Source organism: Paenibacillus sp. J22P90, from assembly GCF_059692195.1.
Map to the genome: position 1 here is coordinate 19,687 of NZ_JCAUAY010000016.1, position 16,015 is coordinate 35,701.

Consider the following 16,015-nt stretch of genomic DNA (forward strand, 5'->3'; position numbering starts at 1 on the left):
TATGACTACCAAGACAGAAACATTGAAATCCAGAGACTTTAGCGGGTTCATTACTAAATATGCTATTTACATCGTACTAGTTGTTCTAGTTATTGGGATCGCGATTTATGATCCACGATTTTTATCCGTAAGTATCCTTCGTGATATCTTATTGCAGTCTTCCACACGTGTCATTATCGCGTTGGGGGCAGCGTTCATTCTGATCACAGGCGGAACGGATTTGTCCGCAGGGCGCATCGTTGGTTTATCCGCGGTAATCTCCGCATCCATGCTCCAAACCGAGGAGTATGGCAGAAGATTTTTTCCAGACTTACCGCAATTACCGATGATTGTACCAATTGCGATTGCGATCGTAGCTGGTTTATTAGTGGGGTTAATTAACGGGATTGTCGTTGCTAAGTTCCGAGTCCCGCCATTTATCGCCACGTTAGGTACGATGGTTGCCGTGTATGGTGCGAATTCCTTGTACTTTGATATGAAACCGAACCAATCCCAACCGATCGGTGGTTTGAGACCGGACTTTGGCAGCCTGGGAACTGGCGCAATTGGTTCCAGCTCCACATATTCCATTCCATATATCGTTATCTTCGCGCTCGTTGTTTCCGTTATCGTATGGATTGTTTTCAACAAAACGAAGCTTGGTAAATATATGTACGCGATTGGCGGAAACATTCACGCCGCTGTCGTATCTGGTATTAACGTAAATCGTTACTTGATCTACATCTACGCGATTGCTGGCGCACTTTATGGACTTGCAGGGGTGCTTGAAGCAGCTAGAACAGGTGGAGCAACGAACAACTATGGTAACATGTACGAGCTTGATGCGATTGCAGCTTGCGTCGTCGGTGGTGTATCGACTTCTGGTGGTATCGGAACGGTTCCTGGTGTTCTTGCTGGGGTATTGATTTTCAGCGTTATCAACTACGGTTTGACGTTTATCGGTATCAGCCCGTACTGGCAATTGATTATCAAAGGTGTGATCATCGTTGCTGCGGTAGCGTTTGATATGCGGAAATATATGAATTCGAAGTAAGTAGTGCAGGCTGTCGAAATTATCGGCAGCCTTTTTTATTGGAAGAATTGTAAGCGTTTACGTAAAAGGAGGTAGGACTATGAAGACTAATCACAGCAGGGCTATTTCTTTACAAACGAAATTGGTGGGGGCATTTGTTCTCGTCTCTTTGCTCGTTGGGATTACCAGTGGATTATCTTATATCTATATTAAAAAAGTGGACAACTCTTATACCGAACTGCTCGATAAGAACGTGAGACTGCTTCAGGATGTCGCTGAGATTAAAGAAAAAACTCTGATGCAAACGAGCTTATTGTTTGGGTATGTGCTGGACCCGACGAAAGACAGGGAAAAGCGTTTAACGGATATGAACGGGGAGCTCTCTTCGATCATCAGTAAAATGAAAGATGCCAATGGGAATGAGGAGGAGCGATCCGCAGTCGGGGCAATGCTGGAGGCGAATCAAACCTTTGCGAGGCTGGTTCAAAAAGTGGTTGCTTATGGTGAAAAAGGAGACACCTCGCTAGCGAAGGCGGAAGCCATGCAGTGGGCGATTCCAACTACGGAAACCTTGACTCAAGCGGCGGCTAAAATAGAAGAGCTCGAGGCCGTCATCCAGGCAGATGCTTCAGCTCAAAATCATAAGACCGTTGTATCCACGATTAGGACGTTAATTTGGGTGAGTGGCGCGGCGTTAGTATTCGCATTAGCTTTGGGTATCTTCGTGTCGCGCTCGATTGTAAAGCCTGTACGAATGATGGTGAGAGCGGCTGATCGAATCGCGAATTGTGATTTATCTGTAGGCGATGTTGGGGTAAAAAGCCGCGACGAGCTGAGTGACTTGGCGACTGCCTTCAATCAGATGAAAGGCAATTTGCACGGCTTGATTCGCCAAGTTGGCCATAGTGCGGAACAAGTAGCCTCAGCGTCAGAAGAGCTTAGTGCGAATTCCAATCAAGTTAGTGAGTTATCGGAGCGGATCACAGGCACGATGCAGGTGATCTCGCAAGGCACGAACGCGCAGGTGGGCAGTGTACATCAAGGCGTTGCCATCATGGAAGAAATGTCAGCCGCGGTTACGCAAATTGCCAGTGTGACACAAACGGCGAATAAGCAGTCTTTGTTCGCCCAGCAAGAGGCCGGGGAAGGCACGGTGGCGATTGATACAGCGGTAACGCAGATGCAGGCTATTTATGGAAAGATGAAGGAGCTCGCTGTTTCTGTAGAAAGATTGGGTCAGCGTTCGGAGAAGATCGTGGCTGCAAACGCGATGATCGCGGGTATTGCGCGCCAGACCAACATGCTGGCGCTCAATGCTTCGATTGAAGCGGCACGTGCTGGCGCCGCGGGGAAGGGGTTTGCAGTGGTTGCGGAGGAAGTCCGCAAGCTATCCATGCAGACCGGCGCAGCGGCGGAGGAAGTGGCTTCTCTCGTCACGAGTATCCAGGAGGAGACGAGGGACGTGATGCGCTCCACCGAAGCGGGCAGCCGCGAGGTGGAGACGGGGCTTGGGGTCGTCGGCGAAGCGGGAGCGACGTTTGGGCGTATTCGTTCGGCGATGGACGAGGTCGCTCGGCAGATCGAGGAAGTGGCTGGCTGCTCGGAGGCGATCTCCGAGAAGACGCTCGTCGCCGTGGGCGTGATTCGCGCCATCGACGAAGTCGCCGGGCAGACCGCCGCGGGAGCGAAGAACGTCTCCGCCAACATCGAGGGCCAGTACGCGAGCATGGAGGAGATCGTGTCCTCCGCGACGGTGCTGAGCAGCATGGCTGCGGAGCTGCAGGGGTTGATTGGGCGGTTTCGGGTGTGAGGAAAATACTACCCATATTTTTACAAATATAGTATAATGGGAGTAATTAAATGGTGGTGAAGCACACCCCTGTCTGGCAAGCGTAGTTTATACGTCTGCTAGTCAGGGGTTTTTGCATTCAACTGCCTTTACAAGGAGGAAGCAGAACAATGAGGCAAGCATTGCTGTATGAAACACCTGAAGAGTTTGCTTGTATGATGATTAGGCATTTTGAAGAAAGTTTAGGCATGCTAATCCAGCAGAAAGACCCTGTAAATGAACCTCTTTTGTTGAGTATTATGGAAGCAGGTGAGGAGGAGATGATAGTCAGTCTTCACAGTGTATTTCAAACCTATCATAATTCAGGAGACATAAATATAGCGATCGCTTATTTGAATGGCATACTAGGTGTTACTGAGTATTGCAGTAATCAAGATGCAGTCATGAAGCTTGATTCTTCGTATATTTATCCAGTACTTCGGGATAAACGATATGTAGAAGAAGCGGGTAAAGGATTGGATATGATCACGGACAAGATTATTCCAGGTATGCGTGTTCTTTTTCTTGAGATCAAGACGGAGAATAACAAAATTGTGACTAGGAGTATGTTAGAAGCGAATACAATGCTAACGGAGGAGAAGGTCAAGAGAATCGGATACCGCAATCTAAGGTCTGAGGGTTGGACAAAGCCAAGGTTAGTGCTGGCAAGCCCAGCTAAGAAAACCTGTACGGTTGATGTGTTTATAGACAATCCTTTTCCCTTCGAGTGCCAATTTCTGAATCCGGGTTGGATACAGGAATATATGCCAGAGAATTTTCTGATTGCCTTTACGAATCGGAAACAGACGCTTGTCATGCGTTCAACGGAAGCGATCGATTCAGAGGTTACTGCCATCAGATTGGCTAAGAAAGCAAAGTTTGTTGATGTTGTTCGCAGAAGCTATTTGGTGATGCCTAAGCCAGTATCTGACCAGATTTATTGGGTACAGAAGGGAACATTTCATTTACTGAATATTGGGTAATCGAGCTTCGATAGAAGATTTATTCATGATATAATTATTGTACGGATATGGGTTGGAGGTGATGGGATGCGGTGGGAAGAAGTGCAAGAGAGGTTCCCTAATGAATGGGTTGTATTAGAAGCAACGAAGGCACATTCGGAAGAAGGTAGTCGATATATTGAAGAAGTTGTGGTCATTGACAAGTTTAATGACTCCATGGCAGCAATGCGTCGATATAGTGAATTGCACAGGCAAGATCCTCAACGTGAGTATTGTTTTTTTCATACTTCTAGAGCAACTCTAGTAGCCCGTGAACGCTACGTTGGAATACGAGGACCAAGATGAAGTATCATGTACACTTCGGTCTCCCTTTTGTAACTGCAAGCATTCAATTTCGTGGACAGAAACTATTTCTGGAGAAAATATTGTTAGATACGGGATCGGCGAGTACTATTTTTAATGCTAATGTAGTTGGGAGAATTGGTGTTATCCCTGAATCCGATGATATCCTTGATACGATTCGAGGCGTAGGTGGCTTTGAATATGTGTATACAAAGAATTTTGAGGCTATCTTCCTTGATGGTATTTCCTTAAATAATTTTCAAGTTGAAGTCGGTAATATGGACTACGGTATGGAGATTGATGGAATCCTTGGATTTGACTTTATCCAAACTGCGAATTTAATTATAGATACGACAACAAAGCAAGTCTTTACCATTGATCACATAAATGAATAATTTCCTAACACCATATGGGCTGTCCTGAAGTAGATTCATCTACTTCCATGGACAGCCCTTTGTCATTCTGCAACGGCTCAAGGACATCTTTCCTTTCACAATACCTAAGAAGAAGCAGATATGTCCTGTGTGTCCTGCATATAATCCTATATCAGCATACTTTGTACGGTAACAAGAAACGAATAATGGTCACCTTGTGAACTCGGGGAGTTGAGATCCAGAAGAGAGGAGTTATTCCCTTTGATTGTAACCGCAAATAAAATCATGAAATTGTTTGTGATTACGGGTGGGGTCGTTGTGTTTGATATTCTTGTGCTTTCTCCAGGATTTCTAGGGATCGCGATCGGCAATCGCGCACTGCAGACGGCATTGACGGTATCGATTCTGCTCGCGAGCACGCTAGTCTTGCTATTTGGCATTCATAGCGTATTAATGAAGCGAACCATTCAACTCCCCGTCAAACAGATGAAGAGTCCTGAGGATTTAGAGGGTGCGTTAAAACCATTCAAAGGTGTGAAACCCTTAACGCAGGAAGTCGCGCTTGCTGTGCACCAATTGGAGCGAATGCGCAAAAAACAAGAGACGCTGCGCAGTGTACTCATCCAGAGATTTGACCCGAGTGGACTCAGCTTTCAAAAGTTTGCTGCTACGACGCAAGAGGTGGAGAAGTTATTTTTTCACAATATACGGAGTATGATAAACCGTCTACGTGTGTTCGATGAAGACGAGTTTCAAAGTATCGCCAAACAGAGCGCGAGTACGTTGTCCCCACAGCTTCTTCAAGAAAAAAGAACCGTGTATAAGTCACATATTTCGTTCATTACAACCTCCTTACATATGAATGAAGAGATTTTGCTCAAATTGGATAAGTTGCTGTTAGAAATTTCCCGACTGGATAGCTTGGAGATTGGTGATATTGGACAAATGCCGGGCATGCAAGAGATTGATGATTTAATCAAGCAGACACAATTCTACAAACAGTAGAGGTGGTGCTCAAAACATGAATAAAACGAAGTTTTTCTTTGTCTCCTTCTTTATTGTGGTTATTGTATTTATCGGGGTGTATGCGGGCGTATCTGTCACAACCAATTTAGGAAAATCCCCAACTCAAGTTACTGCGGAAAATGCCGCTAAGCAGTTGAAGAAGATTTATGAGAAAATCTCCGTGGCTAACGGAACGCCGGTCAAAGGCCAGATCGACATTAATCCGACGGATGTGGCTTCGTCCTTGCCGGATATTTCAAAATTTCCGATTACCGTGAATAACACGACGGATTATTTTGTGGAAATCTTCTCATCGACGGAGAAGTCGGGTAGTGGCGTGGATGGTTGGTTAACGGACGTTGCGAATGAATTTAATAAAGCTAACATTCTTGTGAATGGGAAAGCTGCATCAGTTAAAATTCGCAATATTGCTTCTGGAACGGCGACGGATTATATCAAGTCGGGGAAATATGTGCCCGATGCTTTTACCCCTTCGAACGAATTATGGGGCGAGATGATCAAAGCGGGCGGCCCGAAAATACAGCTGGTCACGAACCGTCTTGTAGGTAATGTGCCAGGCATCGTCATTTCTAAAAAAAAGTATGATGCTCTCGTTGCGAAGTATGGATCCATCAATGTAAATACGGTCACGGAAGCTATTTCAAATAATGAATTTGCTATGGGTTACACAGACCCGTTTGCGAGCTCGACTGGACTTAATTTTCTGGTAACGGCATTAAGTACATTTGATAATAAAAATCCCATTAGCGACAAGGCTGTTCAAGGCTTTGAAAAATTCCAAACGAACGTACCGTTTATCGCGTCTACAACGATTCAAATGCGAGATGCCGCTAAGTCAGGGATGCTGGATGGTTTCGTGCTGGAATACCAAACTTTTCAAAATGCACCAGAGCTTACGAAGGATTATGTCTTTACACCTTTTGGCTATCGCCATGATAGCCCGCTCTATGCCGTAGGTGATGTGCCGTTTGTAAAGCTTGATATCATTAAACAATTTGCGGAATTTGTTAAACAGGCGAAATATCAACAAATGGCCACGGATAAAGGGTTTAATGGGCTAGAAAATTATAAAAGCGAACTCGCAGCGATAGATGGAAGCACACTTTCTTCTGCACAAAAGGTCTGGAAGGAAAAGAAGAATGGCAGCAAGCCGATTGCAGCGGTCTTCGTCACGGATGTATCGGGCAGTATGGACGGTAAACCGATTAGCCGATTGAAAGAATCCTTGCTCAAGGGACAGAAAAATTTAGGCAAAGAAAATAGAATCGGACTCGTTTCCTATTCGAGCGGGGTGACGATCAATCTTCCCATCGCCAAATATGATACGAATCAACAATCGTTATTTGTAGGTACCGTGAATAGTCTGCAAGCAGGCGGCGGGACTGCAACCTTCGATGCCATAGTCGTCGCGATGAAAATGTTAGAGGATTACATGGCTGTGGAGCCTAATGTGAAGCCGCTTATTTTCGTATTAAGCGATGGCGAGACGAATGCAGGGCACTCCCTGAAAGACATCCGAGGCTTAATTGAAACCTATCAAATCCCTGTCTACACCATTGGTTATAATGCTGATATTGGGGCGCTTCAGAGTATCTCGAGTATTAATGAAGCAGCAAGTATTAATGCGGACACCGATGATGTCGTTTATAAAATAAGTAACCTGCTTAACGTTCAGATGTAGGATTAACATACTGTCTATTAGGGGGGAGCCAGCATGTCATTTTCATTGGATATTACAGGAGTTGAAGAGCTTAAGGCCGTTGTAGAGGAGCAGGTGAAGCCAGTTCCAGAGGAAGTCCTTAAACTGAAAGCGCAGGCGGATCAGAATGTGCAAACGATCATGGAAATAGATCTCGATTCGCTGGAGAAACGAAAAAATATTTTGGCAGCAGTAGAAAACTTTGGCATAGAGACGATGCGAGCATCTTCACAGAAGAATGCTTTACTTCAAGTCACGATAGGGAAGCTTTCGAAGTCTGGGGATGAGGGAGGCATCGTGGCCAAAGGACTTGGCGAGCTGCAATTACAAATGAAGGATCTCGATCCAAGCGGGCTCGACTTCGCCAAACGCGGGTTTTTAGGGAAGTTTTTTAACCCAGTAAGGTCCTACTTTCATCAGTTCGATAAAGCAGATGTGGTCATTGCCGAGATTATGGAGACGCTGAATAAAGGGAAAGTAGGTTTGAGGGACGACAATACGACACTTCTTCTCGAACAGCACGCGCTTCGCGATCTAACGAAAAAGCTTCGCAAAGAAATTCAACTGGTCTCCTATATGGATGAAACCATCGAAGAACAAATCGCGCTCGCCAAAGCAAGAAATGATGACCCTGAGAAGATCAAATTCATTACAGAAGAGGTACTGTTCCCACTTCGTCAGAGGACACTGGATATGCAAGCCATGATGGCGGTCAATCAACAAGGATTTATCACCTTCGAGGTCGTTATCCGAAATAATAAGGAGCTTATCCGAGGGGTTGATCGGGCAAGCACAGTGACGGTAGCGGCGTTGCGGGTAGCCGTTACGGCTGCCAGTGCATTGGTCAATCAAAAGGTGGTACTGAAACAGCTCAATGCTTTGTATACAACAACGAATACGTTCATTGAACATACGGGGCAGATGCTGAAGCAACAGGGTGTCGAGATACATAAAGGTGCGATTGAGGCTAGTATTTCTGCCGATTCGCTCAAAAAAGCATTCGCTGACAGCTTCGAAGCTTTGCATGCAATTAGTACCTACAAGCAAGAAGCGCTGCCGAAAATGCGTGAAACGATTAACCAATTCCGTGAATTAGCGGAAACGGGGGAAAAACAGATTTTACGGCTGGAAAAGGGAGCGGCGGTGGGTCTGTAATGGAACAAAAGCAACCTCGGACTTCGTAAAGTCTGGGGTTGCTTTTATTTTGAGGGATGCGTCTGGCCTAGTCGCGAATCTCAACAATCAACTCAATTTCCACTGGTGTGTGGAAAGGCAGATCGCTAGTGCCGATAGCGGAGCGGGCATGCTTACCATTTTCGCCAAAGATTTCAACGAGGAAGTTAGACGCGCCATTGATGACATAAGGCTGGTCGCCAAAGCCAGGTGCGCTGTTGACGAAGCCGAGCATTTTTACGATTTTGACTACACGATCTAAGTCGCCTAAATAGCCTTTCATAACTGCTAAGCAGTTGATGATCGTTTGACGAGCTGCCTCTTGACCTTGCTCAATTGTGATTTCACGGCCGAGTTTACCTTCATACATCAGCTCACCGTTAATACGGCAATCTTGACCGGACAAGTAGATCAGGTTCCCTGTTTGGTTACATGGGAGATACGTGAAACGCGCTTCTGGGGACGGGGGAAGTGTGACGCCAAGCTCTTGCAAACGTTGTTCAATAACGGACATATAAATGACCTCCAAGTCAAAGTTAAAGTTAATTTTTAATTTTAATGTACGGGCTAAAATTTAGTGTCGGCAGCAATGCTGTGCACGAATGAAGCTGCCTTCCCGCGCATGTGTGTGTTGACCACCGGTCAATGAAAGGGCGCCATTCACCACGACATGCGAGATGCCATCCGGATATTGTCTCGGATTTTCGAATGTTGCATGATCCTGAATGGTATCTGGATTGAACACAGCGACATCGGCGATGTAGCCAGGCACGATCAATCCGCGCTTACCAAGCTTGAAGCGTGACACAGGGAACGAAGTTACTTTGCGTACCGCTTGTTCCAAGGTTAATATGCGGTGCTCACGCACGTACTTCGCAAACACCCGAGGGAACGTCCCGTATAAGCGGGGATGCGGTTTGCCTGTATCGCAAGTGAGACTATCTGAGGCGATCAGTGATTTATCGTATGCAACAACTTGCTGTACATCCTCGTCAGACATGTGGAAGTACACAATGGAGATGCGGCCTTCTTCTTCTAAAAGCAAGTCCATCATACAATCCGCTGGATGCTGCCCGCGAATTTCGCTGATCTCGGCAAGGTGTTTGCCTTCGAGATGGCGGTTGGTCTCCGTATGCATAGCGGAAAGGAACACACTTTGCCAACCTGTGGAGCAGACCAGGTTGTCCCACGTCGTCTGTTCGTGGCTCAATTCTTCACGAACACGGGCACGAAGTGAAGGATCGCGAAGCACTTCCAGCGCGCTTTCAATCCCGCCTTCAAGTACCCAAGGGGGAAGGATTGTGGTCAATGAAGTCGATCCTGCATTATATGGATACACATCGCAAGTGACGTCCATGCCGCGTGAGCGGGCATCCTCAATTAGCTCCAGCGCATCGTTGATTTGCCCCCAGTTGCGCTTGCCTGCGGCTTTGAGATGGGAGATGTGCAGCGAAACGCCAGCCTTCTCCGCGATCCAAATGACTTCCTTGACGGAAGGCAGTAAGTTGTTTCCTTCACCGCGAATATGCGTGGAGAAAAGACCGTTATACTTCGGCAGCACGGAGCATAGCTCAGCGATTTCCTCTTTGCTGGTATAGCTGCCTGGGGCGTACAAGAGTCCGATGGACAAGCCAATCGCTCCAGCACGCAAGCCCTCTTCCAGCATAGCCTTCATCTGGGCGATTTCAGGTCCGGTTGCTGGTCGATTCGCGAAGCCCATCACGGCAATACGCAATGCCCCATGAGCAACGTAAGTAGCCATATGCTCGGATGGACGTGAATTGGCAACCGCATCCATATACTCGGCAACGGATTCCCATGGCCACTGCCATTTGGTCTGACCAAGCACCGGCTGAACATAGCTTTGAAGCAATTCAGCTTGAGAAGGGACGAAGGGAGCGGGAGCAAGACCGCAGTTGCCAACGACTTCGGCTGTTACGCCTTGACGCATTTTGATTTCACTGTGCGGGTAATCGAAAATCATCAGATCGGAATGGCAATGACCATCAATAAAGCCAGGTGAGATCACTTGTTTGTTCACATCAATGACCCGCGTGGCTTCCTCATGAAGCTGACCTACAGCGACGATTTGATTACCTTGAATGCCGACATCGCCAGCAAACCATGGATTTCCTGTGCCATCGACGATGCGACCATTTTTCAAAAGTAGATCCAACATGATGCTGCACCTCCAAAATTTATTCCAGCATGCCCCGTGCGAGCACAGGCAAGCGTTCAAATGTGTCTCCAGTTTGCATCACAACATGATTGTGCAGGTTTACGGTACTGCAAATATGATTTGGAATAATGCGCAGCTGATCACCGACTTGCAGGTTGGCTGCTTGGGCCAGCGGGCCAAGCTCGACCATGCCGTGCTCTTCGTTCATCCGCACGAGAAGGGCATCTTCCAGGCCATGAATATGGCCGAAGCCGCGCAGCTGCAAGGGATTCGTCCCTGGCTGCACGTCCGTGGCGAAGGTTTTGCTGCCGCCGTCGACGATCGCCAGATCCGCGGACGGACGGCTCACGACGGTGACGAGCACGCTGCCGGCGCAGTCTTCAAGCTCACAGACGCCAAGCTGCGCCTGCATCCGGTCTTGATAGACGTAGGTGCCGGGGCGAACCTCCGTCACGCCTTCCACCGCCGCGGCATACAAAGCCGTCGGCGTAGAGCCTACGCTGACATCAGCGATAGCGATGCCAGCGGCTCTAAGGCGTTCGGCCAGCGCGACCATCAGCTGGCCCTCTTCAAGACCGGCGGCTGCCACGTCGAGCGTGGGCTTGCCGGCCAGCAGAGCGCCGCGGAACGTGTAGATACCGGTGAGCCGCAGATGCGGCATCCCCGCAATCTCCGTGGCAAGCGCGACGGCCTCTTCATACGGCACACCGGTTCTGCGCAGCCCGGTGTCGATCTCTAACCGAACCTGCAGCGAGTGGCCGAGCTTAGCAGCAGTTTGCTCCATGAGCTTAGCGCCAGCCAAGCTATCCACAGCAACGATGAGCTCAATTTCCTCACTAAGGCGAATAGCTCTCTCAATTTTAGACACCGTCACCAACGGATACGCGATGAAGATGTTATGAATGCCATGCGCCGCCATCACTTCAGCTTCAGACACTTTAGCGACAGTAATGCCGACGGCGCCAGCATCGATTTGAAGCAAAGCGACGGCAGGGAGCTTATGCGTTTTCGCATGCGGTCTTAACTTCACACCGCGATGCCCCTTGACCCGGTCGGCCATCGTTTGAATATTGCGAGTCATGATGTCCGTATCGATGATCACACAAGGGGTTTCCAAGGAGATGGTCATAGGGATTCACTCTCTTTCGCGTTACTTTTGCCTTCTTCCAGATGGCTGTATAGGGTATATTTCGAGATGTTTAAATACGTGCAAATCTTCTCGCCGCCTTTTTTAATCAGAAAAGCACCCTTGGCGTCAAGAAGCTGGATCATCCGCATTTTATCTTCTTTGGTCATAACGGCGACGGGCTTGCCGACAACCTCTTGCGCTTCCTGAATGAGGGCATCGAGCAAGTCGCTAACGCTTGTGACGAACGATTCCTTCACTTCAGCAGGTTGGCCTGCCGGGTTGATCAAGTTTTGCAGTGTTTTTTCGGCCACCATCAGATCCGTAATGTCCATGTTGATACACAGGGAACCGATGATTTTGCCTGCTTTATTTTTCATATACATCGAACTGGAGCGCAGAATGCGGCCGTCCTTCGTTTGTGTTAAATAGTTGAATTTGTTGCCGTTTACATGATTGCCTCGCAGCAACTCAAGACCTAGATTCGTGCCGGGATCTCCAACTTTGCGTCCAGTGATGTGACCGTTCGCAATGGCGACGATGGTGCTTTCGTAAGAGCCTGTCAAATCATGCAGTACGACCTCGCAGTTCTCGCCGAATTGAGCAGCAAGCCCTGTCACCAGATCGCTCAAAAATCCGAATTCATCGTGAATCGATTCCATGCTGGTTATCCCCCTCACAGGTTAAAGGTTATTCTGAGCAAAATAGTAACACAAACTTTTTAGTTGTCAAACAAAAAGTTTGTTAGACTGAAAAAAAGTATGATTTTCCAGGGGGGCTCATGATATTATGTTAAAAAGATCATGGTAAGAGAAAAGAATGGAGGATTTCCCATGATGCGGTGGTTTGCCAAATCTCTCAATCGTAAGCTCTCATTGCTTATTTTATTCGCCGTCGTTTTGCCGCTGCTTACAATGGGAACCGTATCCTACCGGATTGCAACCTCGGTGACGGAGGAGAAAGCGAAGGAAGCAGGGATGAATACCCTGAAGCAAATGACGGATAAACTCGATTTCGTTATACAGGATGTCGAGAATAGTTCGATTTTCCTGATCGGTCAGCGGGATGTCCAGTCGTATTTAGGCAAAGAAGAAAGCGATATCAACCTGTATTCGCAGCTCATCGGGACCTTATGGAACTTATCCTATTCCAAAAAGTATATTGCCAACATTACGATTACACCGAAGAATAGTAACCCTGCTTTATTTACAACCAGCATCACGAATTCAGGCTTAGCACCGCTACTGCAACAGTACGAGACGGTATATAAATCAGCGCCTAAATGGTGGTCACCCCTCTATGAAATCCAAACCTCTGATGGTTTAAAAAAGGTGATTTCACTGGTTAGGCCCATTCGGGATTTTAACCTGTTCAAAAACTTAGGCACGTTATCCTTTTCTCTAGATCAATCGGAGATTGAGCATTATTTGACCGATACTGGTTGGGAAACAAGCGGTTTTGTCGTCTTAGTCGACGCGAATAATCGTATTCTTGCTGGTGGCGATCCGAAGTGGCTCATGAAAAACATGGCTGATATATTCCCAAACCTGGAGGGACTATCGGAAACGAGCGGTGTAACGAATGTGCTGGATGGGATGCACCCGTATACCGTTCTCTACAATGGGCTTCCGCGGATCGGCTGGAAATTGGTCGGCTTCATTCCGACGGAGATTTACCAGAAGCAAAATAACTTCGTTTTGACCGTAACAGCTGTCACAATCATCATTGCGCTCCTGCTGGCGATGGGGCTGGTCATTTATTTCTTACGATGGGTCACGAATCCCCTGATGAAATTGACCAAATATTTAAAAGATCTGAATCCCGATGAAATGATTCCGACGTTAGAAGTGAAAAGTGTGGATGAGGTTGGCTTGCTCGTTCATAGCTATAACAAGCTTAGTGATCGGATCAGCCGTCTGAAGGATCAAGTCCAGCTCAATGAGGCGATGAAGAAGGAAGCGGATATTATGGCGCTGCAAGCACAGATTAATCCGCATTTTTTATATAACACCTTGTCGTCCATCCATTGGATTGCCTTGATGAATAAGGATCGACAAATTGCCGAGATGGTTGGCGCGCTTAGTGACTTTTTGCGTTTTAGCTTAAATAAGGGAGAAGAATTCTGCACCGTTCAGCAGGAGGTTTCCCATGCACAGAACTATTGCTATATTCAAGCGATTCGGTTCCCGGAACAGTTCGAGATTGAGTTCTTTATTGACCCTGAGATGACTCAAAATGTGATGCTGAAACTGCTGCTTCAGCCTTTGATTGAGAACAGCCTGATTCACGGCATTCAGAAGAAGAAAACGAGAGGACACATTTATGTGCACGGCGAGCTGCGTGAGCTTGATATGAAATTTGTGGTCGAGGATACGGGGATGGGTATGGATGAGGCCAAGCTGCAAGACATCTTGGGGCAATTGGCGCAGGCGAATCAGAAGCTAGGCATTCGAAGTGAAGCAGATGAAGAAAGGAAGAAGGTTGTGACTAGCTATGGACTCATCAATGTGCACCGTAGACTGCTGCTGCATTATGGCTTGGGGGCAGGTCTTGTCGTAGAAAGTACGATTGGGACAGGCACACGGATTACGTTTACCATTCCTCGTGAGATTGGAGAATCGTCGGTATGAGAATTTTGATTGTGGATGACGAGGTTATTATTCGAACGGGGCTATGTACCGTTATTGACTGGAAAGAGCTTGGGTTGGAGCTGCTGCCTGCAGCTTCTTCGGCCGAAGAGGCTTTAGAGCGCATTCCGCATGAGAAGCCGCATATTGTTTTGACTGATATTCGGATGTCGGGGATGGATGGCATCGAGCTTGCCCGGGAAATAAAGCTGATATTGCCCGATACAGAGATCGTGATTCTCACGGGCTATGATGATTTCAGCTATGCCCAACAGGCGTTGCGCGGCGGTGTAACGGACTATTTGCTGAAGACAAGCCGTCCAGAGGAGATCATTAAAGCAGCTTTAAAAGCGAAGCAGAACATCATGGATAAATGGGAGTCCGTGAAAAAGGACAACCTCCAGCAGGCTGCGCTGCGCTCCCAATTGCTTGAACGAGCGCTGAATCATGGCCTGCGCGATGATGAAGAGGCACGGACCCAGCTGCACCAGTGGTTTCGCCAAAAAGGCGTCGATACCGCGGCGGGTGAAAGCACGGGGGAAGGGCACGTCAGACAGGTGCTTCTTGTCGCATGCTCCGGATGGGCGACCTTCGCTAATCTGCTGCAAGGTGCTGCGGAAAATATGCTGTACGAGCTTCTCCCTTGTGTGACGCTGATGAGTAAGGATCATTTCGTCGTCGTTGTTCGCTACGAGGAGGGGGTGACCGATACGGCAGGGCTGAACGAAGCATTGAAACGTGTCGCGGATACACTCAAATGCTCTGTATTCGCAGCGCTTGGTCCTGTTGCATTTGACGATGAGGGACTTCGTGCCTCTTTTCGGACAGCTAAGGACGTTTTCGCCTATCAGGGGCTGCTTGGTTCGGCAGGGCTTTACACATCGCAAGATATTCGGGAACGCAGTGGGAGTCGCACGGTTTGCACGGAGAAAGAGGAATCGGAGCTTGCCGCGATTCTTATGAATGATAATGCGACAGACCTTAGACATTGGGTCAATCAGAAGGTACGGGCACAGCTGGAGGATGCCGCGGCAACGCCGCTTTCCGTTCAGGGATACTTACAGTCCATGGTGGTAGCTGGACATCGTTGGTTAGAGCGAGCGAGCACGGCTCAGCAGGATATGTCCGCCTTAAGCGTCCTTTCCAAGCTAGAGGGGGAGGGGCGTCCAGAAGAAGAAGTATTCAAGGTGCTGTCAGCGATCATGAGCATTTATCACCAGGGACTTGATCAGAATAAGTATGCGTACATCCATAAGGCGATTGCCTATATTCGGGACAATTTGCATCAGCCGATTTCGCTCCAGCAGGTTGCGGGATTCGTCCATATCAATCCTAACCATTTCAGCGAGGTTTTCAAACGGGAGACCGGCTGTACCTATATTGAGTTTGTGACACGGGAACGAATGAAACTGGCAACGGACATTGTGCAAAGCACGCAAATGAAAGTGAGCGATATTGCCCGCCGAGTGGGCTATGAGGATATCAAATATTTTACCCAGCAGTTCAAAAAGCACACAGGAAGAACCCCTTCAGAGTATCGACAAGGAGGCAAAGACTGAAAAATGTCCCCCTTCGCGCCGAAGTCTCTCCCGTACCTGTACAGAGAAATGTCCCCTATACTAAAGGAGTAACGAAGAAAGCTTGCAAATTAAGGAGCTAGTTGCTAC

The 16,015-nt window shown here is 47.7% G+C and carries 14 protein-coding genes; 10 read left to right on the plus strand and 4 right to left on the minus strand.

What is annotated here, in order from left to right; genetic code table 11:
* Position 1: 1 nt before the first annotated feature.
* From mglC to AC58UX_RS31055, 8 genes are all read left to right on the plus strand, one after another.
* Positions 2-1,033 carry a galactose/methyl galactoside ABC transporter permease MglC gene (gene mglC / locus AC58UX_RS31020; protein WP_497259934.1) on the plus strand — a complete coding sequence of 344 codons (1,032 nt, stop codon included), beginning with the start codon at positions 2-4 and terminating at the stop codon, positions 1,031-1,033.
* Positions 1,034-1,112: 79 nt separating this feature from the next.
* A complete protein-coding gene (locus AC58UX_RS31025) occupies positions 1,113-2,822 on the plus strand; it encodes a methyl-accepting chemotaxis protein (RefSeq protein ID WP_497259935.1) in 1,710 nt (569 codons plus the stop codon).
* Between the two features lie 149 nt (positions 2,823-2,971).
* Positions 2,972-3,823, plus strand: a complete 852-nt coding sequence (locus AC58UX_RS31030; RefSeq protein WP_497259936.1) for a DUF1444 domain-containing protein — start codon at positions 2,972-2,974, stop codon at positions 3,821-3,823.
* 66 nt (positions 3,824-3,889) lie between these two features.
* Positions 3,890-4,147, plus strand: a complete 258-nt coding sequence (locus AC58UX_RS31035; protein WP_497259937.1) for a hypothetical protein — start codon at positions 3,890-3,892, stop codon at positions 4,145-4,147.
* Positions 4,144-4,539, plus strand: coding sequence for a retropepsin-like aspartic protease (locus tag AC58UX_RS31040; protein ID WP_497259938.1), 396 nt, complete (start codon positions 4,144-4,146; stop codon positions 4,537-4,539). The genes AC58UX_RS31035 and AC58UX_RS31040 overlap by 4 nt, the downstream gene beginning before the upstream one ends.
* A 240-nt stretch (positions 4,540-4,779) precedes the next feature.
* Positions 4,780-5,523, plus strand: a complete 744-nt coding sequence (locus AC58UX_RS31045) for a hypothetical protein (RefSeq protein ID WP_497259939.1) — start codon at positions 4,780-4,782, stop codon at positions 5,521-5,523.
* 16 nt (positions 5,524-5,539) lie between these two features.
* Positions 5,540-7,225 (plus strand): vWA domain-containing protein, encoded by a 1,686-nt coding sequence (locus AC58UX_RS31050; protein ID WP_497259940.1) that lies wholly within the window; start codon positions 5,540-5,542, stop codon positions 7,223-7,225.
* Between the two features lie 33 nt (positions 7,226-7,258).
* Complete coding sequence (locus AC58UX_RS31055; protein ID WP_497259941.1) at positions 7,259-8,398, plus strand: toxic anion resistance protein; 1,140 nt, start codon at positions 7,259-7,261, stop codon at positions 8,396-8,398.
* A 67-nt stretch (positions 8,399-8,465) separates the two neighbouring features.
* Here the strand turns inward: AC58UX_RS31055 and AC58UX_RS31060 are convergent, their stop codons facing one another.
* Genes AC58UX_RS31060 through AC58UX_RS31075 form a run of 4 tightly spaced genes read right to left on the minus strand, consistent with a single transcriptional unit; the run spans position 8,466 to position 12,383 of the window.
* Positions 8,466-8,930 carry a RidA family protein gene (locus AC58UX_RS31060; RefSeq protein WP_497259942.1) on the minus strand — a complete coding sequence of 155 codons (465 nt, stop codon included), beginning with the start codon at positions 8,928-8,930 and terminating at the stop codon, positions 8,466-8,468.
* A gap of 60 nt (positions 8,931-8,990) precedes the next feature.
* The gene (locus AC58UX_RS31065; protein WP_497259943.1) at positions 8,991-10,595 is read right to left on the minus strand and encodes an N-acyl-D-amino-acid deacylase family protein; all 1,605 of its coding nucleotides are present in this window, start codon (positions 10,593-10,595) and stop codon (positions 8,991-8,993) included.
* A 19-nt stretch (positions 10,596-10,614) separates the two neighbouring features.
* Positions 10,615-11,697 (minus strand): alanine racemase, encoded by a 1,083-nt coding sequence (locus AC58UX_RS31070; RefSeq protein WP_497259944.1) that lies wholly within the window; start codon positions 11,695-11,697, stop codon positions 10,615-10,617.
* Positions 11,698-11,720: 23 nt separating this feature from the next.
* Positions 11,721-12,383, minus strand: coding sequence for a helix-turn-helix transcriptional regulator (locus AC58UX_RS31075; protein WP_497259945.1), 663 nt, complete (start codon positions 12,381-12,383; stop codon positions 11,721-11,723).
* A gap of 171 nt (positions 12,384-12,554) precedes the next feature.
* On the opposite strand from AC58UX_RS31075, the gene AC58UX_RS31080 reads away from it, so the two are divergent.
* Together AC58UX_RS31080 and AC58UX_RS31085 are read left to right on the plus strand one after the other, a co-directional pair.
* Positions 12,555-14,351, plus strand: a complete 1,797-nt coding sequence (locus AC58UX_RS31080) for a cache domain-containing sensor histidine kinase (protein WP_497259946.1) — start codon at positions 12,555-12,557, stop codon at positions 14,349-14,351.
* A complete protein-coding gene (locus AC58UX_RS31085; RefSeq protein ID WP_497259947.1) occupies positions 14,348-15,907 on the plus strand; it encodes a response regulator in 1,560 nt (519 codons plus the stop codon). The genes AC58UX_RS31080 and AC58UX_RS31085 overlap by 4 nt, the downstream gene beginning before the upstream one ends.
* Positions 15,908-16,015: the final 108 nt, after the last annotated feature.